Source organism: Ravibacter arvi (assembly GCF_039540405.1).
GTDB classification, from domain to species: Bacteria; Bacteroidota; Bacteroidia; order Cytophagales; family Spirosomataceae; genus Ravibacter; species Ravibacter arvi.
This window is the reverse complement of the sequence record NZ_BAABEY010000024.1, coordinates 59153-84111: the sequence shown is the minus strand read 5'-3', so window position 1 is coordinate 84111 and position 24959 is coordinate 59153. Positions and strand designations below refer to the sequence as shown.

The following is a 24959-nucleotide window of genomic DNA, read 5'->3' as shown; positions in this document are numbered from 1 at the left end:
CCGGCTGCTGAAAAGCGCCCGACCATTATTTCCGGAGACGAAACCCGCCGGCGCATTTGTTTAAATTCCCAGGGGTATTCCCGAATAAGCCGGGGCAAAGGGGATTTTTTTCTAGCTTTGTTTGTTCAATGAGGAGGTGTACACACGCGCATCGCTATCACAACCAAGATTCCAATTAGAAACCAATGAACCGGAACTGGCGGGACGGGCTTAACTTCCTATCAAAAGTAACCCCAAAAAGAGCGCTAAACGCCCTGAAAGTTTTGGGAAGCTTCTACTATTCGCGCTATTCTGGCAAGCCCAGCCAAAAAGGCCTGCCCATTGCGCTTTCATTTGAACCCACCACTTCGTGCAACCTCAGGTGCCCGGAATGCCCCAGCGGGCTTCGCTCATTCACCCGGCCCACCGGGATGATGGACCCCGAATTGTTCAAAAAAACGATAGACGAGCTGGCAGACACGTTGCTTTACCTCATTTTCTATTTCCAGGGCGAACCCTATTTACACCCGAAGTTTTTTGAATTGGTGCGGTACGCCGCCGACAAAGGCCTTTACACAGCCACTTCTACCAACGCCCACTACCTAAGCGACGACAAGGCCCGCAGAACGGTTGAATCCGGGCTTGACCGCCTCATTATTTCCATCGACGGCACTACCCAGGACGTTTACCAGCAATACCGGGTAGGCGGAAAGCTCCACAAGGTACTGGAAGGCGCCCGAAATATTGTCAAATGGAAAAAGGAACTCAAATCGCGCACCCCGCATGTTATTTTCCAGTTTTTGGTGGTGAAGCCGAACGAGCATCAGATTGACGAGGTCAGGCAGCTGGCGACGGAGATCGGGGTCGATGAAGTAGCCTACAAAACGGCCCAAATTTACGATTACGAAAACGGGTCGGATCTCATTCCGACCATTGAAAAATACGCGCGCTACCAGCAGGAGCAAAACGGGCGCTACAGCATCAAAAACGCGCTGCTTGATCACTGCTGGAAAATGTGGCATTCCTGTGTCATCACCTGGGACGGCGCGGTAGTTCCCTGCTGTTTCGACAAAGACGCCGAGTATAAAATGGGAGATGTCAGGGAACAAAGCTTCCGGGAGCTATGGAACGGACCGACCTACACGAACTTCCGCAGGCAGCTTATCAAAGACCGTAGCGAGATAGAAATGTGTAAAAACTGCACAGAGGGAACAAAAGTTTGGGCCTGAACTTGTTTCAAGCCAGGCCCAAAGTCTTTCACCCGGTATTATCCGCGTACCGTCTCTTCTTTCTTTTCAGGGATCAATACCGATGCCAATACACTGACTGCGAGAATTCCCAGGATCACATACAAAGAGTACACCGTTTTAAACCCGATTTCCTCCAGGTAACTGTGGGCAAGCATTTTGCCGCCGATAAAGACGAGCAGAACGCCCAACCCGTATTTGAGGAAGCGGAACAGCCCTACGATATTACTCAGGAAGAAAAACATTGACCTGAGCCCCATAATGGCGAAAATATTGGAGAAAAAGACCACATACGGGTCTTTGGTAACCGCAAACACGGCGGGTACGGAATCAACGGCAAAAATAAGATCGGTAAATTCAATGATCAGCACCACTACGAACAGAGGCGTAAAAAAGAACTTCCCGGCCTTGGTACGCACAAAAAAATGTTCTTTCACATAGCGTGGAAAAACGGGGAGGTATTTGGAAGCGAATTTCACGACCGGGTGCTTTCCCGGGTCAATTGCCTCGTCATCGTCTTTTTCAAAGAATATCTTCCCACCCTGGTACACCAGTAGAAGCCCGAATACATAAATGATCCAGCTAAATTGCTGAATAAGGGCCGATCCTACGAAGATAAACACAAAGCGCATCACTACAGCGCCGAGCACTCCCCAGAAAAGAACCTTTTTATAGTATTTAGGTGCAACGTTAAAGGAGGTGAAAATCAAGATGATAACAAAGATATTATCAATTGAAAGCGCGTATTCCAGAAGGTACCCGGTGATATACTCCGTGGCCATGTTTTGCCGGTAGATCTCCAGGCTTTCCTCGAAATTACCCGGAATCAGGTTGAGGTGCGGTGCATATTTCTCGGCAATGTGGTAAAGCCCGGTAAAGTCCTCCACACCGTGGACGAGGTCACCGTGGGTCCTGATAATAAAATAAAAGCCGACTGACATAGCCACCCAGACGAGGGTCCAAATGGCGGCTTCCTTAAACTTTACCTCGTGATCGGTTTTGCTGAAAACCCCCAGGTCCAGCAGCAGCATCATGGATATGACGGCGATGAAACCCGCGAAAAAGATTACTTCATTTGATAGCATAAGTCGGTTATTGCAAAATTGAACAACAAATATAGCTGAAATCGGTTCACATAACGGCGGTCTGGAGGGTCAGGCCCCAAAATACTCCATGAGGTCCGTGAAACCCCTGTTATACGGTTTGCCGGGCATTCAAACGGTAACGCGTAGCAAGGCCGACTCGCAAGTGAGGCCGGGACCAAATGCAGCCGAAAGCACCAGGTCTCCCGCCTTAATCACCTCGTTTTCCATTATTTTCTGCAATACAAAAAAAAGTGTGGCGGACGACATGTTGCCAAAGTCGCGCAACGTTTCATAGGCCCACCGGTTGGCAGACGGGGAAATGTTGCAGGCTTTCTCCAGGACTTCGAGTACTCTGGGGCCGCCGGGGTGAAATGCAAAGTGCCGAACCTCCCCCATACCCGTGTTATTTGCCTGAAGCAGCCGTTCCAATACCCCTCCTACGCCATTCCGGAGCACTTCCGGGACATGCCCTGTCAGTTTCATGGCAAAACCGAAGTCAGATATTTCCCAGGTCATTTCATCCTTCCCCTCTGGGAAAAGGTCCGAAGCATAGTCCACCACTGCGAACGAAGGCTTTCCCGACGACGGCACAGCCTCTACGAGGGCAGCCGACGCGCCATCCGCGAAAAGCATGTTGGTCAGCAAATGATTGGTTTCTGCACTTTCTTTTTGAAAATGAAGCGAGCACAACTCGACGCAAACCAGGAGCACCCGGGCCCGGTCATCGGCCCCGACGATGGCAGATGCCACTTTCAAAGCGTTGAACGCAGCATAACACCCCATAAAATTGATACAGGTTCGGGAAACGGAGCCCGGCAGACCCAGCGCACCGACCAACCCGACATCCAGACCCGGTGCGTACATTCCCGTGCAACTTACCACGATCAGATGCGTGATTTCACCGGTACCCCCGGCGCTCCGCATACATTTTTCCGCAGCAGACACCGCCAGGGGAAGTGCATGCTGCTTATAGGCCTTCATACGCGCGCTTACGCCCGGAAAAGGAGTCAACGATTCGTTATTCGGAAAAAATTGGTAACCGCCGGTCCCTGTCCCATAGTCCGGGATTACAGAATGACGGAAATTAATTTTCGACTGCTTCACCAAGAGATCGACCCACCTGCCTAACTTTTCATCCAGGAGCATGTGCCTTTTCATGAACCCGCCTACCCCCGCCTGCGAAAAACGATGCGGCGGAACACTCACGCCCAACCCCGTAATAAATCCCCTGCAATCCTTATATTTGGGCATACCATTTGTTTTGTGGTCTAAATTATAAAAATCCGCTCTTACGCAAACACCGCCCTGATGAAATCTCCTTTTTTTGCCTCGCGGCAACCGTTGTTACATTTTTTGCTGATCTGGGTGTTGGTTGCCGGAACTGTCGTGCCATCTGCAGCACAGGAGGCTGACCAATTCGAAGCCAAAAAATATACGGCAAAAAATGGCGTGGAGCTTCCCTACCGCGTGCTCCTGCCTGAAAACTTTGACCCGTCCAAAAGATACCCCCTCCTGCTTTTTCTCCACGGGTCTGGAGAGCGCGGTAACGACAATAAGGCGCAACTGGTCCACGGCTCCGCGCTCTTTCTGCAAAAACGCGCCGATTTCCCTGCAATCGTGGTATTTCCGCAATGTGCGAAAGAAGGTTACTGGGCTTCCGCTAAAATTGACCGGAACCAGCCCAAATACAAGTTTGCCTATGACTATGTAACGCGCGGGGAAACTCCGCAACTGGCAGCCGTAATGGAACTTGTGAAAGAGCTTGACAAGCTGTATAAAATAGACCGGAAACGGCGCTATATCATGGGATTGTCGATGGGAGGCATGGGTACCTTTGAGGCCATTAGCCGGCATCCCGGGGTTTTTGCCGCAGCCATACCCATTTGTGGTGGCGGCGATACTACCCAGGTCAGGAAATTTTCCCGGAAGCTCCCGCTGTGGGTCTTTCATGGCAGTGAAGACAATGTCGTGCATGCCGACTTTTCGAGAAGTATGGTCAAGGCCATTGAAGCGGCCGGAGGGAAGGTCAAATACACTGAATATCCTGGTCTGAATCACAATAGTTGGGACAAAGCTTTTTCCGAGCCGGAATTGCTCCCCTGGCTGTTTGCGCAAAAGAGAAAGTAACCAAGACTGCCTGTAAGCCCGGTCAAATGATCAGCAAGCCGCTCACCAACATCCTGGTTCACCTCCGGCTCCCGTTTTCACTGTTCCTGGCCCCGGTCTACTTTTTCGCGTTGAGCGAATCGGCGCCGGCCTCCGGCGAAAAAGCCCTGGGGGTATTCTTTATCCTGCATTTCCTGCTTTTCCCGGCCAGCAACGCCTACAACAGCTACTACGACCGGGACGAGGGAAGCATCGGGTTAATCCGCAACCCGCCGCCGACCTCCCGGGGGTTGTTGTATACGGCAATCCTGATGGATGCAGCCGCGATAGCAGGGGCCGCCTGGCTGCACCTGGGCTGGTTTTTTACGGTGTATGTGGTGGTATACGGACTGGTTTCAAAAGCGTACAGCCACCCTGCCATCCGGCTGAAACGCTACCCGGTTACAAGTCTGCTGGTAGTGGCACTTTTCCAGGGTCTCTATACGTTCATCGCCTGCCGGGCGGCAATCTCCCGGCTTGACTTAAGCGACCTGAACGGATTTTCCGTTCTCTTCCCGGCGTTGCTCTGTTCGATCAACCTTACAGCGGTATACCCGTTGACGCAGGTTTACCAGCACGAGGAAGACGAGAAACACGGCGACCTTACTTACAGCCGGCTGGTAGGAATCAGGGGGACCTTTCTGCATGCCGTCCTGTTTTTCTCACTTTCCTTTTGCGGGTTCACCTATTGGTACCTTTCGAAAGGACAGCCGGAGCGGTGGCTTCTGTTCAACGCTTTTATGCTGCCCGCGGTAGTTTATTTGTCTTACTGGTGGTTCAGGGTGAAGACAAACCATACGGAAGCCAACTACAGCCATACCATGCGGTTTAACGCGCTGGCGAGCGCGGGGCTGAACGTATTTTTTATCTGCCTGATCTTGCTCAATCGCAGCATTTGATTGACATTGTAATTCAAAACGAACTACTTTGAACCGCACCGGGGATTGGCATCCGGTCTATACCTCCGGTTTACTGACTATCTAAACATAGCACAATATGGAATACAGACCAATAGGCGGACTATTTGTACCCGCTCTCTGCTTCGGCACCGCTACTTTTGGCGGGGTCGACTGGTTCAAGGCCTGGGGCAGTACCGACCAGAATGAAGCCCGACGGCTACTTTCAATTTGTTACGAGCACGGGGTAAACTTTTTTGACACCGCAAATACCTATTCACAGGGTATGTCCGAACAGATACTCGGCGCGTCACTCCCCGTGTCGAGGGATCGGCTGATTATTTCAACAAAAGGAACTTTCACATTCGGCGAACCTCCTAATAACCAGGGTTCTTCACGTTACCATTTGCTGCAGCAGGTAGAAGGCAGCTTACGCCGGCTGAAAACCGACTACATTGATATCTACCACATGCATGGTTTTGACGGGATCACACCGGTAGAGGAAACCCTCCGTACGCTTGACGACCTCATCTCGAGCGGGAAAATACGGTATATCGCTGCCTCCAATTTCTCCGGCTGGCACCTGATGAAATCGCTCGCACTGTCGTCGGCTCATGGCTGGGAACGTTATGTGGCCCACCAGGTTTACTATTCGCTTACCAACCGTGAGTACGAATGGGAGCTCATGCCGCTCGGGCTGGATCAAAAAGTAGGCGCCCTGGTCTGGAGTCCCCTGGCCGGCGGACGACTGGGCGGGAAATTCGGGAGGAAGAAATCAGCGCCTACCGCCGGTCGGGTAGCAGAAGGCGGAAGCCCCGTTCCGGAAGCGGCGCTCACGGATGAACTACTGTTCCGTGTCACCGACGAACTGGAGGCGATCAGCGAAGAAACCGGTAAAACCATTGCCCAGGTAGCCCTGAATTGGGTTTTGCAGCGCCCTACCGTGAGCAGCGTGATTATCGGGGCGCGGGACGAAGCCCAACTCCGAAGCAACCTGGGAGCAATCGGCTGGAACCTCACGGCCGAGCAAGTCAAACGTCTCGACGCAGCAAGCCAAACCTCACCGATCTACCCGTACTGGCACCAGCGAAACAATTTGAAATTGAATCCGGTGAAGGTGTGAGGGATAGGTATGAGGTGTGAGGTTTGAGGTTTGAGGGCTCATCTCTCACACCTCACACCTACCGGTACAATACCACTTGCCATTGGCCTTCCATCGTTTTTCCGTTTACGCGGTAGCTTTCCAGCGCGCGGTAGGTGTCGTTGCAGAGGAAACCGGAATTACACCCTTTTTTCTTGACAACGAAATTCGTTACGTCATAGATCCTGCCCGCTCCCGGGATTTCTATGCGGTAGTCAAAATTGTCCGTCATTTTTTGGGAAAGAACAACTCGCTGCGAGGGATTTATCGCGCCACTGAAAACCGGGAGAGTGACAAAGCTGTCTATTGGCGTGACCATCCCGGAACCTTTGTTGTATTTTTTTACGACAATGGTATCCAGCTCAGCAGCGTCGTCGAAATTATTAAACGCGATCCCATCCATGTTATCCGCGCCGATGCACATCTTTTTGGTACAGCATCCGGCAAGCGCCCCGCCCAGCAAGGTCAGAAGGGTTACATATTGCAAAGTGAAGAAATACCGCATATTTATATGATGAAGTGTGAGGGATAGGTATGAGGTGTGAGGTTTGAGGTTTGAGGGCTCATCTCTCACACCTCACACCTCACACCTACCGGTACAATACCACTTGCCATTGTCCCTCCATCGTTCGTCCGTTTACGCGGTAGCTTTCCAGCGCGCGGTAGGTGTCGTTGCAGAGGAACCCGGAATTACACCCCTTTTTCTTGACAACGAAATTCGTTATATTGTAGACTCTGCCTGCTCCGGGGATTTCTATGCGGTAGTCAAAATTGTCTGTCATTTTTTGTGAAAGAACAATTTGTTGGGTGGGATTTATCGCGCCACTGAAAACCGGGAAAGTGACAAAGCTGTCTATTGGCGTGACCATCCCGGAACCTTTGTTGTATTTTTTTACCACGATCGTATCCAACTCAGCAGCGTCCTCGAAATTATTAAGCGCGATTTCATTCATATTGTCCGCGCCGACGCACATTACCATGGTACAACATCCGGCAAGCGCCCCGCCCACGAGAGACAGAAGAATTGCATATTTCAGACCCAAGATGTAGCCCATGATGGCGTAATTTTGACTAAGATCTATTAAGTCCGGGGCGGAAGTCTAATTCCCCAGCAATGCACCGATAGCCCGGTCAGCCTTTTCGAAATTAAATTTAGTTAACTCGTCGGTCAATCGCAACTTCAAAAGATCCAGCTGCAGGTTTCCGATACTCCCGATATGCGTGTGGTCGAGGTTCCTGGAGGCGCGGTAGGAACCGTTGGCTATTTCCACGCCGACCTGTTTATACGCGTCACGGAAAGGCACCTGCTGCATCACCAGTTCGTTCACCCGTTCCACGCTGAAAAGAAGGTCGTATTTTTTGTCTTCAAGCAGACCGGTGTTCACTTTCACATGCTCCAGCATATAAATGGCGACATCGAGGCATTCGATAATCTCGCTCAGGGCAGGCATCAGGATCTCTTTCAATAGCTGCATATCGCGATGGTATCCCGAAGGCAAATTGCTCAATACCATCGTTATTTCCGCGGGGAGCGCCTTCATACGGTTACATTTTGCGCGGAGCAGCTCAGCTACATCCGGGTTTTTCTTATGGGGCATAATGGAGCTGCCGGTCGTCATGTCGTCAGGTAGTACCAGGAAACCGAAATTCTGACTGTTATACAGACAAACATCCATAGCCAGGCGCGACACGGTTGCGGCAAGCGACGAAATCGCATTCAGGACGGCTTGCTCGGTACGTCCCCGGCTCATTTGTGCATACACCACGTTCACATGTAAGCCTTCGAAGCCCAGCAGGTCGGTCGTCAACTGGCGATCCAGGGGAAAGGATGACCCGTAACCGGCGCCGGAACCGAGCGGATTCCGGTTGGCAAGCCGGTAAGCTGCCTGGAGCTGTACAAGATCGTCGAGCAGTCCTTCCGCATAGGCGCCGAACCAAAGCCCGAAGGAGGAGGGCATCGCGATTTGCAAGTGCGTATAACCAGGTAACAGGTCGTTTTTATGCTCTTCGGCGCGCGCGACCAGCACTTCAAACAGCCGGGTCGTAAGCGTAACCACCTCTTTCAAGCGGCTTCTTGAAAACAGCTTCAGGTCAACCAAAACCTGATCATTGCGGGAGCGCCCGCTATGGATTTTCTTACCTACGTCGCCGAGCTTGCGGGTCAACAGCAATTCCACCTGGGAATGCACGTCTTCAACGCCCTCTTCTATTTCGAATTCACCCGTTTCAATACTTGTATATATTTCTTTCAGCGCCGCCTCCAGCCCTGCCAGTTCCGTCGTAGTCAGCAGCCCGATTTCGGCCAGCATCCTGGCGTGGGCCAGGTTTCCCTGCACGTCAAAGGGGGCCAACTGTAAATCAAGCTCCCGATCTCTGCCGACGGTAAACTTCTCTATTTTTTCTGAAACTGTGATGCCTTCTTTTTGCCAGAGCTTTGTCATGCTTGTGTTTTAACCGGTTGTACGAGGACCAAATTTAACACAATCGGGGCGAAAACGAATATTCCCGGCAAACCGGCGGGCGAAATAGGAGGCCTGCTACGGAAATCGGCACGGAGAAAAAAGAAATCCTTTTGTAGGTAACGTGTCCGGGCTATCTTTGCAGGTGCATTGCCCCTTAACCGGGAAAAGTCAGAAAACTGCCGGCGCAGGATTTGCCGGTAAAATTTGACCGCACCTCATAAACACGCGAATTCATCCACCAAAATCATTTTCAGGCAGTCATGTGGGACAAACTAAAAACGCGCTGGAACGTCAACAGCGGCCTTGATGTGGTCATCATCCTGGTCGTATTTGCCTGTACCGGCTTTTCGGTACTTTACGCCAAGAAAGGCCTCTTCGGCCTGATCGGCATCGACGACAATACCCCTTCCTGGATACGCATCTGCCTGAGCATATTTGTCATACTCCCACTCTACCAGGTCGTCCTGCTATGCTGGGGGTGGATATTCGGAAAGTTCAATTTCTTTTGGGAGTTCGAAAAGCGGACCTTTTCCAGGATAGCCAAAATCTGGAGAAAGAACTGACTCGGAAAGAAAGTACCTGATACCCTCTTTCCCCTTTCAAGAACCCCGTTCTTTTTTTTGGCGGTCAGGACTCGATGTCTGCCAACATCTGCTGGGCCATCTTGTCGACCATCAGCGTAATGCCCTTCAACGCACCGAACACCACGCACAATGGCAGTATAACGGGTAGGAAAACGACCCACTTAATCGCCATGGTAAGATTGATTCTTTTTAATACGACAGCTTTCATTTTTAAAAATTACGGGGTTATAATATAATAATAACGAGAAGAGCGTGTGAGAATACTTACTGTACGACACTAAGGTTAATCTATTATGTTTAGGAAAATACAGTGTTAAGTTATTAATAAATTAAATTTTTTCAAAAGATTTTTTCGCTGCTTTTTAATACGGCAAAATCAAAGCCCCTGTTCTACGGCCTGAAAAAAACCGCCCCGGCTCGCGGCAACGGGGAAACCGGGTTGGCGCAACCCGAAATATTGTTGTTATTTTGTTAGGATTAAGCTTGCTTCAAGTAACGGCCAGAGATGAACACCCCTGATATAGTACAATTACTTCCCGACCATATCGCTAACCAGATCGCAGCCGGCGAAGTCGTTCAGCGACCGGCCTCGGCGGTCAAGGAGCTTCTCGAAAACGCAATAGACGCCGAGGCCTCCAGCATACAGGTTATTCTGCAGGAAGCGGGTAAAACCCTCCTCCAGGTAGTGGACGACGGCAAAGGCATGTCGCCGACAGACGCCCGCATGTGCTTCGAAAGACATGCTACCTCGAAAATAAGGACCGGTGAAGACCTTTTCAGGATCAGGACGATGGGGTTCAGAGGCGAAGCGCTGGCCTCTATTGCCGCTATTGCACAGGTAGAGCTTAAAACAGCCCGGAGCGACGAAGAAGTGGGCACATTGATCCGGATCGAGGGCTCGTCCGTGAAAACACAGGAGTCCATTTCCTGGAGCCAGGGCACCAGCATACAGGTAAAAAACCTGTTTTACAACGTGCCAGCCCGGCGTAACTTCCTCAAATCCAACCCCGTGGAAATGCGCCATATCATTGACGAATTCCAAAGGGTAGCGCTGGCCAACCCCGAAGTTGCCTTTACACTGCATCATAACAACAGCGAAATATTCAATTTGCCGCAAGGCAAGCTCGTCAGAAGGATTACGGACATTTTCGGAAAGAATTACCGGGAACAATTGGTATTCTGCCAGGAAGAAACCTCCCTGTTAAGCCTTCGTGGATATATTGGTAAGCCCGAATGCGCAAAAAAGACGCGGGGGGAGCAATTTTTCTTTGTCAACAACCGCTATATAAAGAGCAGCTATCTTCATCATGCCCTCGTAACGGCGTTTGAAGGTACCATCCCCGAGGGAAGCCATCCTTTTTACGTCCTGTTTATCGAGATCGATCCTTCACATATTGACATCAACATCCACCCCACCAAATCGGAAATCAAATTCGATGACGAGCGATCGGTTTACGCCATCCTGATGGCCGCGATACGGCGTTCGATCGGCGTTTACAACCTTGGGGGAGACTCGATCGATTTCGACAATGACATTAATTTCCTGAATCCACCGAAACCCGCAGCCGCCACCCCTGTGTCTTTCAATATTCCGCCGAAACCGGATTGGGGCGGGGATAAGCGGCAGGATGCTTTTGGCAAGCAGAGTGTACAGGACTGGGTGAAGCTATTTGAAGGGCTTGGCGTACAGGACGAGGAGCGACAGGCCCCGGGCCAGTCAGACTTCTCACAGGACAGCAGCGAGACGCAGTCGTTTACCATTGCCAGCCGGGCCAACCAGATGGCCACCGAACGCATTGGCCAGCCCGCCACTGAAGCCACCTACTTTCAGCTATTCAACCGCTACATTTTCTCCCAGACACCGGAAGAGACCATACTGATTGACCAGAGAGCGGCCTGGGAGAGGATCTTGTACGAACAGTACCGGAAAATGCTGGCGAAACGCAGCGGCGGAAGCCAGCAATTGCTTTTCCCTAAAACCATACGCCTTTCTGCCGCGGATATGGAGTTGGTAAACGACACCAAATCATCCATAAGGAGCCTTGGCTTCGAGTTCGACGAAATCGGCGGCAACTCTATCGTTATTCGCGGTGTTCCCTCCGACCTGCCTGACGAAAGCGAGCAGGAAATGTTCGAGGAGCTCCTGGACCAGATCCGCCAGAATTATGCGGAGCTGAGGTTAAGCCGTCCTGACGGCCTGATCCGCTCGCTGGCGAAAAGGTTTGCCCCGCGGTATAACTTCAAGATGAGCGCACAGGAAATAAGAGGGATGCTGGCCCGGCTCTTCGATACCTCGGACCCGAACAGAACACCCGGCGGAGACCCGATCACAGTAAGGCTCACCATCGAAAAACTAGCTACAATTTTTAGGCCCCATCACAAGGATAAATAGAAAAATTAGCATCTTTAATCTTCAGAAAGCATTTTTTCAACAGTAAACCGAACGAACTTTTACCGGTTATTACCACATGTTTCAGATTACACCAGTTGTTCGCAACTTACTTATTGTCAATATAGCGCTGTTCTTCCTGGACCGGAGTTTCGACCTGTCGTCTACTTTTGCACTCAGGTCTTTTCTTTCTCCAGAATACCGGCCTTTTCAATACGTCAGCTATATGTTCCTGCACAGCACATCCAGTTTCGGACATGTGCTAAGCAACATGTTCGGGTTGCTGATTTTCGGGCCGCTCCTGGAAAGGATATGGGGGCCGAAACGCTTTCTTTTCTTCTATTTTTTTACCGGAATCGGCGCGGGGCTGCTGTTTTCGGTCATCAATTATTTCGAGCTCGCCCAAATCCGCGACGGGCTGGCGGTTTACCTGGATCATCCCAATCCCCAAGCTTTTATTGATTTTCTTTCCAGCCACGCGGAGTTCTACTACAAATCTCAAAGCGCTTTTATCAATAGCTTCGAGGCCAGTCCCACCAACCCGCAGCTGATCGCGCAGAGCCGTGAAATGGCCAAAGCTGTGTACCAGTTCAACGTCGATATCCCGATGGTAGGCGCCTCAGGCGCCATATACGGCATCCTGATGGCTTTCGGGATGCTCTTCCCCAATACCGAGCTGTTCCTGCTGTTCGTCCCGTTCCCGATTAAGGCCAAGTATTTCGTCGGATTCTACGGACTTTACTCGCTGTATTCGGGGTTCCAGAACGCACCTAATGATAACGTTGCACATTTTGCCCACCTCGGCGGAATGTTGTTTGCCTTTATTTTGTTAAAATACTGGAATTCTAGTCGACAAAAATTCTTTTGATCTATGACTGGTCTGTTCAACAACCTGAAAAGTGAAATCAACAAACCCGACAACGCGCTGGTTAAGCTGATCCTGCTTAACTCTGTGGTGTTCCTGGCGTTGTTGCTGCTCAGGATCACCTTTACGCTGTTGAACCAGGCATCAGTTTATCAATGGGTGCTGGACCTGCTCAGGGTACCGGCCGCGCTGCCTGAGCTTGCCCGCAAGCCCTGGACCATTCTCACGTACTTTTTTGCGCATGAGGATATCTTCCATATCCTGTTCAACATGCTGTTCCTGTATTGGTTCGGCAGGCTGATTGACGAATACCTGGGTACCAGGAGAATGGTGGCTTTGTATATTCTCGGCGGATTGGCGGGCGCGCTTACCTATATCCTGGTCTACAACATTTCCCCTTATTTCCAGGGCGTAGTAGGAACTTCCAGAATGCTGGGCGCATCGGCTGCTGTATATGCGGTTACGGTCGGCGCCGCTACCCTGCTGCCCAACTATACCTTTTCGCTGCTGCTGCTTGGCCCGGTCAAGATCAAATACATTGCACTTTTTTATATCATTCTTTCGCTTGCGCAATCCATCGGGCCTAACGCGGGCGGTAACCTGGCTCATCTCGGCGGCGCCCTGCTCGGGTATTTTTTCATCAAGATGCTGCAAACCGGCAACGATCTCGGGAAACCTATCTACGCCATCGGCAATGCCTGGGAAAGACTATTCCGTAAAAAGCCGGACATCCGGGTAACTTACAGTGCCCGGACGGTGCAGCGAAACGCGGGTTACGCCAAACCGGCCAATCCCGGCAAGTCTGTAGAAATGCCGGACCAGGATGAAGTCGACTCCATTCTCGATAAAATTTCGCAGTCAGGCTATGAAAGCCTGAGCAAAGAAGAAAAGCAAAAGCTCTTTAGGGCCAGTCAAAGAAAATAAGCCTATGTTAAGTTATTTTGAATAACTTTGCGGGCGTATCAAACCACATCACACAGCGTCACCGCTTCTGAATAATGCTCATCTCACCGGGAAATTTGCTGTCGAAAATCAACTCGCCTGAAGACTTGAGAAAGTTGGACGCTGCTGCACTCCCCCAGGTTTGCAACGAGTTAAGACAGTACATCATTGACGTTGTTTCCGTTTATGGCGGCCATTTTGGCGCCAGCCTTGGCGTCGTAGAGCTGACCGTCGCGCTTCACTACGTATTTAATACCCCGGACGACCAGTTGATCTGGGATGTGGGACACCAGGCATACGGTCATAAAATCCTGACCGGCAGGAAGAACCTGTTCCATACCAACCGTATAATGGGCGGCATTTCCGGTTTTCCGAACCGCAAAGAGAGCCCGTATGACGCTTTCGGCGTAGGCCATTCCTCTACGTCAATTTCCGCCGCTTTGGGAATGGCGATTGCTTCAGGGCTGGAACACAACAAGCAGCGGCAGCACATCGCGGTAATCGGCGATGGCGCCATGACCGCCGGGCTGGCCTTCGAAGGCATGAACCACGCCGGGGCTTCAGACTCCAACCTGCTCATTATATTGAACGACAATTGCATGAGCATTGACCCCAACGTGGGGGCGTTGAGAGCCTATCTGACCGATATTACGACTTCTCAGACTTACAACAAGATAAGGGACGAGGCCTGGCACCTGCTGGGCAAGCTGAGCAATTTCGGCATCAGCGCCCAGGAAATCGTCTCCAAGGTTCAAAACGTGCTAAAGTCAACACTTCTGAACCAAAGCAACCTCTTTGAGTCGCTCGGCCTGAGGTATTTCGGCCCGATCGACGGTCATGACATTGACCACCTTACGCATGTATTGAGTGACCTGAAGCATATTCCCGGACCGAAGTTGCTGCATTGCCTCACCTTGAAAGGCAAAGGCTACGGACCGGCTGAAAAGGACCAGACCAAATGGCATGCACCCGGCCTTTTTGACAAGGTTACCGGCGAAATCCAGAAGAAGGTACATACCTCTCCGCAGCCACCCAAATACCAGGACGTCTTCGGCCATACCCTGGTTGAGCTCGCCCGGGAAAATAAGAAAATCATTGGCGTAACCCCGGCCATGCCTTCCGGTTCGTCGATGAACATTATGATGAAAGAAATACCCGACCGTGCATTTGACGTTGGGATTGCCGAGCAGCATGCCGTCACATTTTCGGCGGGGATGGCTACCCGCGGCTCGGTAGTGTTTTGCAATATCTATTCCACCTTTATGCAGCGCGCCTATGACCAGGTGATACACGACGTCTGCATACAGGGATTACCGGTTATTTTCTGCCTCGATCGCGCAGGGCTTGCCGGCGCCGACGGCGCGACTCACCACGGAGCGTACGATATCGCTTACATGCGTTGTATCCCTAACATGATTGTGGCTGCCCCGATGAACGAGCAGGAACTCCGCAACATGATGTATACTGCACAGCACGAAGAAACCCAGGCCGGGGAATCTGCCTTCACGATCCGCTACCCACGCGGCCAGGGCGTGATGTCGGACTGGAAAACTCCTTTGCAGAAACTCACGATCGGCAAGGGCAGGCAGCTGTCCGACGGTGATGCCGCAGCAGTTTTATCGCTCGGCCATATCGGGAATTCGGCCGCCGAAGCCTGTCGGAAGCTTTCGGAAGAAGGCCTCCGGGTAGCACATTACGACCTGCGTTTTGCGAAACCGCTTGACAAAGCGCTCCTGCACGAGGTATTCCGTAAATTCGACAAGATCGTCACAGTAGAAGATGGCTGTATCCAGGGCGGTTTTGGTAGCGCTATCCTCGAATTTGCAGCTGACCATGGCTACCAGGCCCAGGTCAAAAGATTGGGGATCCCCGACGAAGTGATTGAACACGGCGAGCAGCCGGAACTGCATCAACTGTGCGGGTACGATCAACCGGCCATTGAAAAAGCAGTCTGGGCGCTTGTGGGCGTTGCGCAAAGCGTACCGCGCTCATGAGAAGAAAGGGATTCCGTCTTGTTTTCCTTTTTCTTCTTTGTTTCGGGCCGTTGTTCCCGGCGCCGGCTTCAGCCCAATCCGGCTCCCTGCTTTGGGAGGTAACCGGCAAGGGCCTTCAGAAACCCTCTTATCTTTTCGGCACCATTCACCTGATTTGCCCGGGACAGTTTACGGCTGACGACTCTCTCAGACAGGCGCTCGGGCAGAGTGACCGCCTGTTTCTTGAACTGGATATGACAGATCCCGGCCTGACAGAAGCGCTCATGGCCAGTATGTACATGAAAAACGGCACCCGTCTTACGGATCTGTTGCCCGAAGAAGCGTACAACAAAACCGCCGGCTACTTTCGTGACTCCGTCGGGTTCGACATCGGTCTGCTCGCTCAGGCCAAACCTTTCCTGTTGACCAGCATTCTTTTCAATCACATCCTGGATTGCCCCATCGAATCCGTAGAAGGGGTACTGGCGGAAATTGCAAAGGAAAAGGGACTGTATGTCAACGGCTTGGAATCACCGGAAGAACAGGCGGCGGTGTTCGATTCCATCCCGTACAACGTTCAGGCCAAAATGGTAGTTCAGCTCATCGACAGCATTCAGGAAGCCAAATCGGAATTCATGGACCTGATGGCGCTTTATCACCGGCAGGACATTGACGCAATTTTCCGCTATACGCAGAAAAGCAAATTTGATTTCGAAGGCTTCGAACATGTCGTCCTCACGGACCGGAACAAAAAATGGCTTCCGAAACTTGATTACATCATGCAGGAAAGCCCTACGTTTATTGCGGTAGGAGCAGCACATCTGGGCGGTAAAAACGGCCTTGTTGCCCTGTTAAGGGGATTTGGCTACCAGGTCCGGCCGATCATCAGGCCGCTGTAACCTACTACCCGGCAATCCGGTCAAAAGGCAGCGCTTCCGGGAAAACCGACCGCTCAAATACCACGTATCTTCCCGATATTTGTACCATGGAAAAGAATATTATCCGCCAGGAAGAAGCCATCTGCGCCCTGGCGACGGCAAGTGGTGTAGGAGCTATTGCCGTAATCAGGATTTCCGGATCGGGCGCCATCGGCATCGTCAACAACATTTTCAAAGGGCGCGACCTGACGGAAGTCCGGAGCCATACGGTTCATTTCGGGACGATCCGGGACGGCGACCAACTGGTTGACGAGGTATTGGCTACTGTCTTCAGAAGCCCTTTCTCTTTTACCAAAGAAGATATTGTAGAAATTTCCTGCCACGGATCCGACTATATTATCCGCTCCATTCTGAAGTTGCTTATTCGTGAGGGCGCGCGTATGGCCAGGGCCGGTGAGTTTACGCAGCGCGCCTATTTAAATGGTCAGTTTGACCTGGTGCAGGCCGAAGCGGTTGCCGACCTGATAGCTGCCGACAACGAGGCCAGTCACAAGGCCGCCATGCACCAGCTCCGCGGCGGGTTTTCCAGACAGTTGGCGGCGTTGCGGGAAGAATTGATCCACTTCGCCTCACTGGTGGAGCTGGAACTTGATTTCGGTGAGGAAGACGTGGAATTTGCGGAAAGAGACGATCTTCGGCGGTTAATTAACCGTTTGAACGACTCTCTCAAGCCGCTGATCGCCTCGTTCGAATTGGGCAATGCACTCAAGGAAGGTGTGCCGGTAGCCATCATCGGCGCCCCCAATGTCGGGAAATCGACCTTGCTTAATGCTCTCTTGAACGAAGAAAAAGCCATTGTAACCGATATAGCCGGAACTACCCGGGACGTGATCGAAGACACGGTAGTGCTAGATGGAACCAAGTTCCGTTTCATCGATACGGCCGGGATTCGCGAAACTGTGGATGTGGTGGAGTCCATTGGTATTGATCGCTCCCGGAAAGCGATGGAAAAGGCGGATATTGTCCTCTTTCTTTTCGACAGCCCGGCAACCCTCGCAGAACTGGAAACCCTGGCTACGGAACTCCCGGCAGGGAAAAAAGTAATGTGGATACAGAACAAGATTGACCGGAACCAGGAGATTGTTTCTTCCCGGAATGCGCTGACCATCGCTGCAGCTACCGGCCTGGGGCTCGATGAATTGAGACACAGGATTACCGCTATTGCCAAAGACCAGATCCAGTCCGGGACCATGGTAACCAACCTGCGCCACTACGAACACCTGCTCCGCACCCATCACGCCCTGAATGACGTTCTCAGCGGCCTCGACAGCGGCATCACCGGCGATTTCCTCGCCCAGGACATCCGGCTGGCGTTGTTCCACCTCGGCGAAATAACCGGGACGATTGTGACCGACGACTTGCTGGCGAATATTTTCAGCAAGTTTTGTATCGGAAAGTAACCGGGATAAATAAGCAAATAAGAAACCGATAAGAAACAACTAATAGACCCTGTAAATCAGGGCCTATTTAGTGACTTGCTTTATCGTTAGTTTGTTTTATTATCTACTTGTTTAGACTATATTTGTACCCTATTTGTACCTCAACCAGAAATAGGTCAAAATTTGTACCTAATAATCTCCCCATAAGTTTACAAAGTTTACACTTTTAAATATCCTTAAATCAGATGAGTTCCAACATTAGGATTAACCGGATATGTCAGAACTGCGGAAAGGAGTTTGTAGCCAGGACGACCGTCACCCGGTATTGCGGCGATTCCTGTGCAAAAAAAGGATATAAAAAAAGTAAGCGGGTCGAAGTATTCAAGCCAATAAACGAGGAGACAATACGACTACGAAGGCTCCAAATGGAAGAGCTTAAAGCCAGAGAGTTTCTGAGCGTCTCGCAGGTCGCAAAAATATTGGGCTGCTGTCGGCAAAACGTCTACAAGCTGATCCGCTCCGGCAAACTACCCGCTAAAAACTTGCTACTGAAAAAAACCATGATAAGAAGAACCGATATAGACCGGCTGTTTGAACCGGAACGGTTACAGGCCGATGTTCTTATCGGGTATCTGTCCAGCGAACTCGACAAGCTAAAAAGCGGAGGGACACCCCTACCCGCGAACAAAAAGGGCTATTCCAGTCTGTCGGAAATACGGCAGAAGTACGGCATATCTCAAAGTGGTCTGGACGCCGTACTCACCAAAAACAAGATTGAGCGGATAAAAGAGGGTCGCCAGGTGTACGTATTACAGCGTGATATTGACAAACTATTAAAGAGTGTATAATATGGCAACTAGAGTCAAACTCAGACAAAAGGCAATATCGGGAAACAGGCATAGTCTGTATTTGGACTTTTATCCGCCTATTCCTCATCCCGATACAGGTAAACCGACCCGGAGAGAGTTTCTGAACATGTACCTCTTTGACAAAGCCAAAAACCCGGTAGATAAGCAGCACAATAAGGAAACAATGCTAGTTGCTGAAAACATAAGACAAAAGCGGGAAAATCAATTGAACAAGCCCGAAGTTTACACCGGGTTCGAAAAGGAACAGCTAAAAATCAGGAAACTAGGAGAAGAAAACTTTGTCGAGTACTTCAAGAAACTGGCCGACAAACGTAATTCCAGTAACCATGATAATTGGGTTTCGGCCTACAAATATCTTGTATCCTTCACAAACGGCAGGTTGAAATTCGCCGACCTCAACGAACGGTTCTGCAATGAGTTCAAGGAGTACCTGCTCACTACAAAAAGTAACAAGAGCGCCAAAACAACCCTCGCGCAAAATTCAGCCGTATCCTATTTCAACAAGCTGAAAGCAGCCCTGAAACAAGCGTATAAGGACGGTTACCTTTCCATTGACTTGAACGTCAGGGTAGCTCCTATAAAACTGGCTGAAACCAGAAGGGAATACCTAACAATCGAAGAGCTGAACCGCCTCATCAAGACCGAATGTAATAACCCGTTGCTAAAGCGGGCAGCCTTGTTTTCGGCACTCACGGGGTTGAGGTTTTCAGATATTCAAAAAATGATATGGAGTGAACTCGAATACATCATCGGACAAGGGCATTTCCTAAACTTCGCCCAAAAGAAAACCAAAGGTGTTGAAGTGCTTCCCATTTCCGAGCAAGCGTATAACTTATTGGGACAGCCCGGAAAACCGACCGAAAAGGTTTTTGCTGGTCTGACGTATTCAGCATACGAAAATAAGCACCTATATCAATGGATCGGAGCAGCAGGGATAACAAAAGAAATAACCTTTCATTGCTTCCGGCATACTTACGCAACCTTACAGCTAGCGAACGGAACGGATATTTACACCGTATCAAAACTGCTAGGGAACCGCGACCTGAAAACAACGCAGATTTACACAAAGATTGTAGACGAGGCTAAGCGTAAAGCAGTAGAAAAGATCAAATTAGAGTTTTAGCTCAACCTTTTAAATGGAAGTAGATAAATCGAACGACAGATGAGACGCGCAAGTGGGCTTCTATTCCGGAACAATTAGTTTCGATTATTGATTTAAGATGAGTTTCTCCTCTTCGAGTTTGAGAGCCAAATGGCATTTGGATAACCTATAAGGCGCACGATGATACCAGCTAGAATAAAATCACTTTTCCAATTTATCGAGTTTTTACACTCGAATATTGACAACTTCGGTCAGCTCAATAAAGTTATTGCCGAATTACACGAACTGAACAAAGAGCGTTGGAGTCTAAAGTCTCATTTAAGTTTTCAGGACAAACTGAGGGAAGATGAGGTAAATGCCGAAATTAAAAAAAAAGTCGACATCATAGAAAACGAGATAGCTGTCCCCATAAAATCGAAAGCTACCGAGCTAGACGTTTTTGATCCAAACTACCCAAATACGGTATGGAATAGAAACTACAATGATGTTGTCAACCTAAAAGAAAATGCTGATAGAAATGATTTAACCGAAGTTCTACAATTCACTAAGAAATACTTGGCGTTTAGGGAGGCTGGAAATTATACCGACTATCTATTTATGGGTTTTATCTTTGGCGATCTGGACAAGTTGATCATAGGCGAGATACATAACTATTTTTCCGGAGAAAATATAACATACGCTTTAGGAGTGCAAGGGAATAGTATTGGCGAGGCACTTGAATTGATAAAAAAAGGATATACAACGATCACTGTACCATTTGCCACCCAAAATACTTCAACACATCAACAGACTGAAACATCAACCTACCAAGGGAATAACCAAACGCCTAGCCCCCCCACTCCTCATGAGTGTATAGGGAAAGGTGATATACGTCAATTACCTGCCTTAAAGGAGATTGAAGCCGAATTGAGAAACAGGAAGACGGTAAGAGAAAAGCTAGACTATTGGGTCGAGGCAATAAGTAAAAGGGTTGAAGAGATATCAGGACAGCGACATGATCTCGAATCCCTTACGGTACTCGACGAAAAAGAAAAATCTATTTTGGAAAAGGTTTTTGGAGGCGTAGCCTATTTGGTTTCCCCTATTAAGATCCCTAGTTACATACACGATGAACACTTTCCCAATTGGTGGAGCAATGCTGAGTATACAAATTGGTTTATACCACTTAAATCTAATTGGTGGTTTCAAAAGCTAGTAAAAGATAACAAGGCGGAGGAGCATATCAATAGTTCATTAGGCGCAGATTTTATCCGTGGGCAATTGAACCAGATAACCAATATAGAAAGCATGGCGGATCAACTGTTCGCGAACGGGGAAATTAATATAGATAATGACTATAAAGACCAGCTATTTAGGGACATGGTAGAATATCTTAGGATAAAAGGGAAATATTACCAGAGGAAAGCGTTGCCGGAAATATTCACCATAAGCGTTCATCCGCCTTTGCAAGCGTATGCGCGCCATGTTTTTTATAAGGATTATTTAATTAGCAAACTCCACGAGATACAAACAAAGGAGAAAAAGGAATTTTCGGTGCCTCAATTCGTAAACACACAACCAAATAACACGAATTACAAGACAAAACATTATGTACTAGCTTACATCTTTGACTGCTATGCAAAAGGAGAAACTTTGCCAATAGGCCAAAAAGGAAAATTGGAGAAAATAGGAAATGATCGGATTAAACCGGGAAAGGGTAATACCTTCTACAAGACTTTTAACACGATTATCCCAAAAAACTTTGACTTAGAAAACACTCTCTTAGAAATTGGGGGCGAAAATTGGAGGGAAAGCGTCTTAGATCTTTCAGACTGCCCTGACAAAGTAGATGAATATCTAAAAACCAAGCGGTTATAAAAAAGGGCAAAAAAAGGGCGACGCCCCCTAGCGCCCCGAAAAACGCCCCGAAAACTTTGTGCATCAAAAAATCAAACCGAGATGCACAATTTAATTCTCAGTCCTATTGACCCGGAAACGCTCATAACCGGTATTTCAGAGCGAGTAACTGCAAACATACTCAGAGCAGTTAGAAACGAACAATTTCCCGCCGATCAGCCAGAGCGGCTTTTATCCATTCAGGAAGCTGCCGAATTTCTGCGCCTTACTGTATCCACAATGTATAGCAAGGTCTCAAAAGGAGAGCTACCCGTATTGAAACAAGGCAACCGCCTATATTTTTCTCGTAACGAACTGTTGGTATACCTCAAAGAAGGTCGTAAAAAAACCAATACTGAAATAGAGGCCGAGGCAGAAGCTTATTTATTCAACCGCAAAAAAGGGCTGAGCAATGGGAAATAACCAACTGAACAGCCCAATGTCTTCTGGCGGAGGACAGGGTAAAGCTAAAAAGAGGTCAACCCAGATACAAACCATATTTTACTATTTATCTGGAAATGTCGCCACAGCTTCAATGGTTTCAGAAGCTACTGGAATACCACAAAAAAATATTTGTCGGTATAAACGAGATCTAGAACGGTCTGGTATGCTCTGGGAAGTAAGGAAAGAACGGTGTTTACTTACTGGCTTTAAGGCCTGGTTTTTAACAACTAACCCTGATCTAGCCCCAAAGAGGAATTCACAGCTAAATCTGTTTGGCGATGAACATTGAATTTAACCGGCACGGTATTAGTGTCCAGGACATTCAAGCCGAAGCTAATAGGCAGGCAAGTGAAGAGGAAAAGTCGGATCGACTTTCAGACGGCCTAAAGGCAATCCTTACAACCAGTGAAAAGCTGCGGGAACTTAAAGAAAATGAAATTGAGTTTTCCGAACCGGTTTTGATGCAGGGAGATAATCCCGTTATTTTCCCGCATACTATAAACGTAATCCAGGGACAGGCAGGAGTACACAAAAGTAGGTTAGCAGAAACCATTTGCGCTGCATTCCTAAAGCAGAACGGATGCAACAATGAACTCTTGGGATTCAAACGTTTAAACTCTAACGTAACGCATACAGTTGTTTACGTTGATACAGAAAGAAACCTGTCCGAACAACTGCCCTACGCATTGCAGTCCATCCAAATTCAAGCTGGTTATAAACGCGGGGATCATCCGGATAACTTTGAATACATAAGCCTGTTGCAGGTTAAACGAACAGATCGGTTCCGTATGCTACAGGAGTATTTAAGCCATATCCGGAGCATTACAAATAGCCCTCTATTCGTCGTACTCGACGTTTCGACGGACTGCATTGAGGATTTCAACGAGATAGGCAAAAGCATGGAACTCATTGATTTGATGAATATGGCTATCAATGAACACAACGTTATTTTCATGTGCCTCATCCACGAAAACCCGAGAAGCGACAAAGCCCGTGGGCATTTCGGAACGGAACTAATGAACAAAGCAAGTACCGTCATTCAGGTCGGTTTCGAAAAAGATGCACACCACAACGATTCCGATTTAATCCGCGTCAAGTATTTAAAGTGTCGCAGTACCGCCCGGCACGCCCCGTTCCACATCAGATACAGTAATGATGCCAATGGGCTTGTTCTGGCCGATACATGCGAAGTCTCCAAGGTAGCAAACAAACGCAGGCAAAAAGCCGGAAACGCGGATATAGTGGAGCATATTGAAATGTACTTGGGTGATGGATCCGTTCTAACACGGACAGACCTACTCGATAGACTTTGCAAGGACTTCAACGCGAGTCAAAGAACAATAGAATCTCGATTGTCTGAAATAATAAAATTCGATACTATTATCCATGACGAAACCGGTTTCCAATGTAAGTTGACCAAATCGGTGAAGAATAAAGAAGTTTATTACAAACTAACACAGCATATCTCACTATAAATCAATCGCTTGAACGTTTGTAAAATAGCTTTGCAAAGCTTGATTGCAACAATAACAACCTTTGCAAGCTTGCAAACCCTCTTATACACCTTTCCAATTTGCAAACGTGAAAAACAGTTGTAACATGAAAGAACATCAATCGTTTGAATCACTCCCCGAACTGAAATTTGACAAGAATCGAAACCGAGTAAACCTATGTCCTTGCGGTAAGGATAACCGGGACGGCAAGTTTGTTCCATATATCGGCTATGAAACTGCAGGCTACTGTCATTCATGCGGGGAGACCTTTCTTCCCCAGCGACCTATAGACCAGCGAACGGCTATAGGGCCGCCCTTCTCCAGAAAACAGATAAGTAAGCCCAAATCGAAAATTGATTTTATCCCGGTGGAAAAGTTCAAAAGCCTTTTGCTTGCGGGGAAAGACCTTTACGGGGAAAATCACTTCTTCCATTGGTTGGGCGATCCGAAAAGGGGAGAATATGCATTTGATACCAAAACAATAAACAGATTAATTGATGACTACTTTCTAAGTAATTCCATCAAGTACAAAGGATGGGTATTGTTTCCTTACATCGATATTAGCGGAAATGTCCGGGACATTAAGGCAATAGACTACAACCCAGATACAGGCAAGAGAATTAGTCAGAAAAACGGAGATACTCAAAATCGTTGCTATTTTATTGGCAAGGAGATATTGGGAAATACTAACGCAAATACAGAACGATCTTTCTTTGGAGAGCATCTTTTAAGAGGCAATAACAAACCTGTTCGGATTTTTGAAAGTGAGGCAGCCGCAGTTTACGCAGCCCCTTTCTTCCCTGAGAGTATTTGTGTCGCAACCGGAGGGAAAAATGGCTACAAATGGACAGAGCAAACTACGTCCAACATTTTACAAGGAAGAAAAGTCATTCTCTATCCTGATATAGACGGACATGAACAATGGGAGCAGGACGCGGAAAAAGTACGCAAATACGGCATCGAAGTTCAAGTCTCACAACTCTTAAAAAATAGTGCAATAAAGTTCGCAAAAGAAAAGGGAATAGAGTATTCTGAATTAGTGAAATTGAAATATGATTTACGGGATTTCCTGCAATATCATAAACTAGCAGATTTCCAGATTAAATAATATTTGCAAATTGCATTACCTTATAAAGAAGCCTTCAAAGTTG

At 48.8% G+C, this 24959-nt stretch carries 23 protein-coding genes; 17 read left to right on the top strand and 6 right to left on the bottom strand.

The window, feature by feature from the left end; translation table 11 throughout:
- The first annotated feature begins 185 nt into the window (after positions 1-185).
- A complete protein-coding gene (locus ABD852_RS12545) occupies positions 186-1208 on the top strand; it encodes a radical SAM/SPASM domain-containing protein (RefSeq protein ID WP_345029365.1) in 1023 nt (340 codons plus the stop codon).
- A 38-nt stretch (positions 1209-1246) separates the two neighbouring features.
- Here the strand turns inward: ABD852_RS12545 and ABD852_RS12540 are convergent, their stop codons facing one another.
- Both ABD852_RS12540 and ABD852_RS12535 read right to left on the bottom strand, forming a co-directional pair.
- Positions 1247-2311, bottom strand: a complete 1065-nt coding sequence (locus ABD852_RS12540; RefSeq protein ID WP_345029364.1) for a TerC/Alx family metal homeostasis membrane protein — start codon at positions 2309-2311, stop codon at positions 1247-1249.
- 129 nt (positions 2312-2440) lie between these two features.
- Positions 2441-3562, bottom strand: coding sequence for a type III polyketide synthase (locus ABD852_RS12535; RefSeq protein WP_345029362.1), 1122 nt, complete (start codon positions 3560-3562; stop codon positions 2441-2443).
- Between the two features lie 57 nt (positions 3563-3619).
- Here ABD852_RS12535 and ABD852_RS12530 point away from each other — a divergent pair, with 57 nt between their 5' ends.
- From ABD852_RS12530 to ABD852_RS12520, 3 genes are all read left to right on the top strand, one after another.
- Positions 3620-4438 carry a carboxylesterase family protein gene (locus ABD852_RS12530; protein ID WP_345029361.1) on the top strand — a complete coding sequence of 273 codons (819 nt, stop codon included), beginning with the start codon at positions 3620-3622 and terminating at the stop codon, positions 4436-4438.
- Positions 4439-4464: 26 nt separating this feature from the next.
- Positions 4465-5355, top strand: coding sequence for a UbiA family prenyltransferase (locus ABD852_RS12525; RefSeq protein ID WP_345029359.1), 891 nt, complete (start codon positions 4465-4467; stop codon positions 5353-5355).
- Positions 5356-5452: 97 nt separating this feature from the next.
- Positions 5453-6475: an aldo/keto reductase gene (locus tag ABD852_RS12520; RefSeq protein WP_345029353.1), complete on the top strand. Its 1023-nt coding sequence runs from the start codon at positions 5453-5455 to the stop codon at positions 6473-6475.
- Between the two features lie 58 nt (positions 6476-6533).
- Here ABD852_RS12520 and ABD852_RS12515 read toward each other — a convergent pair whose 3' ends face one another.
- From ABD852_RS12515 to argH, 3 genes are all read right to left on the bottom strand, one after another.
- On the bottom strand, positions 6534-6998 hold the full coding sequence (locus tag ABD852_RS12515; protein WP_345029350.1) for a hypothetical protein: 465 nt from the start codon (positions 6996-6998) through the stop codon (positions 6534-6536).
- An 85-nt stretch (positions 6999-7083) separates the two neighbouring features.
- Positions 7084-7548, bottom strand: coding sequence for a hypothetical protein (locus ABD852_RS12510; protein WP_345029347.1), 465 nt, complete (start codon positions 7546-7548; stop codon positions 7084-7086).
- A 45-nt stretch (positions 7549-7593) separates the two neighbouring features.
- Positions 7594-8934, bottom strand: coding sequence for an argininosuccinate lyase (argH, locus tag ABD852_RS12505; protein ID WP_345029344.1), 1341 nt, complete (start codon positions 8932-8934; stop codon positions 7594-7596).
- A 281-nt stretch (positions 8935-9215) separates the two neighbouring features.
- Here argH and ABD852_RS12500 point away from each other — a divergent pair, with 281 nt between their 5' ends.
- The gene (locus ABD852_RS12500; RefSeq protein ID WP_345029340.1) at positions 9216-9518 is read left to right on the top strand and encodes a DUF6787 family protein; all 303 of its coding nucleotides are present in this window, start codon (positions 9216-9218) and stop codon (positions 9516-9518) included.
- A gap of 64 nt (positions 9519-9582) precedes the next feature.
- Here the strand turns inward: ABD852_RS12500 and ABD852_RS12495 are convergent, their stop codons facing one another.
- Entirely contained in the window at positions 9583-9711 is a 129-nt protein-coding gene (locus tag ABD852_RS12495; protein WP_345029336.1) for a hypothetical protein, read from the bottom strand.
- Between the two features lie 333 nt (positions 9712-10044).
- Between ABD852_RS12495 and mutL the strand changes: the two genes are divergently transcribed.
- The 12 genes from mutL (at position 10045) to ABD852_RS12435 (ending at position 24916) form a co-directional block, all read left to right on the top strand.
- On the top strand, positions 10045-11931 hold the full coding sequence (gene mutL / locus ABD852_RS12490; protein ID WP_345029331.1) for a DNA mismatch repair endonuclease MutL: 1887 nt from the start codon (positions 10045-10047) through the stop codon (positions 11929-11931).
- A 76-nt stretch (positions 11932-12007) separates the two neighbouring features.
- Positions 12008-12796 (top strand): rhomboid family intramembrane serine protease, encoded by a 789-nt coding sequence (locus tag ABD852_RS12485; protein WP_345029329.1) that lies wholly within the window; start codon positions 12008-12010, stop codon positions 12794-12796.
- A 3-nt stretch (positions 12797-12799) separates the two neighbouring features.
- Positions 12800-13717, top strand: a complete 918-nt coding sequence (locus ABD852_RS12480) for a rhomboid family intramembrane serine protease (RefSeq protein WP_345029327.1) — start codon at positions 12800-12802, stop codon at positions 13715-13717.
- 74 nt (positions 13718-13791) lie between these two features.
- Positions 13792-15729, top strand: a complete 1938-nt coding sequence (dxs, locus tag ABD852_RS12475; protein WP_345029325.1) for a 1-deoxy-D-xylulose-5-phosphate synthase — start codon at positions 13792-13794, stop codon at positions 15727-15729.
- Positions 15726-16607 carry a TraB/GumN family protein gene (locus tag ABD852_RS12470; RefSeq protein WP_345029320.1) on the top strand — a complete coding sequence of 294 codons (882 nt, stop codon included), beginning with the start codon at positions 15726-15728 and terminating at the stop codon, positions 16605-16607. The genes dxs and ABD852_RS12470 overlap by 4 nt, the downstream gene beginning before the upstream one ends.
- An 86-nt stretch (positions 16608-16693) precedes the next feature.
- Positions 16694-18046, top strand: coding sequence for a tRNA uridine-5-carboxymethylaminomethyl(34) synthesis GTPase MnmE (mnmE, locus tag ABD852_RS12465; protein ID WP_345029315.1), 1353 nt, complete (start codon positions 16694-16696; stop codon positions 18044-18046).
- Positions 18047-18270: 224 nt separating this feature from the next.
- On the top strand, positions 18271-18873 hold the full coding sequence (locus ABD852_RS12460) for a helix-turn-helix domain-containing protein (protein WP_345029309.1): 603 nt from the start codon (positions 18271-18273) through the stop codon (positions 18871-18873).
- A 1-nt stretch (position 18874) separates the two neighbouring features.
- The gene (locus ABD852_RS12455; protein ID WP_345029306.1) at positions 18875-20017 is read left to right on the top strand and encodes a tyrosine-type recombinase/integrase; all 1143 of its coding nucleotides are present in this window, start codon (positions 18875-18877) and stop codon (positions 20015-20017) included.
- A gap of 159 nt (positions 20018-20176) precedes the next feature.
- Positions 20177-21853 carry a hypothetical protein gene (locus tag ABD852_RS12450; RefSeq protein ID WP_345029304.1) on the top strand — a complete coding sequence of 559 codons (1677 nt, stop codon included), beginning with the start codon at positions 20177-20179 and terminating at the stop codon, positions 21851-21853.
- 81 nt (positions 21854-21934) lie between these two features.
- A complete protein-coding gene (locus ABD852_RS12445) occupies positions 21935-22294 on the top strand; it encodes a helix-turn-helix domain-containing protein (RefSeq protein WP_345029302.1) in 360 nt (119 codons plus the stop codon).
- Between the two features lie 299 nt (positions 22295-22593).
- Positions 22594-23790, top strand: a complete 1197-nt coding sequence (locus tag ABD852_RS12440; RefSeq protein WP_345029299.1) for a hypothetical protein — start codon at positions 22594-22596, stop codon at positions 23788-23790.
- 124 nt (positions 23791-23914) lie between these two features.
- Complete coding sequence (locus ABD852_RS12435; protein WP_345029296.1) at positions 23915-24916, top strand: DUF6371 domain-containing protein; 1002 nt, start codon at positions 23915-23917, stop codon at positions 24914-24916.
- Positions 24917-24959 lie beyond the last annotated feature (43 nt).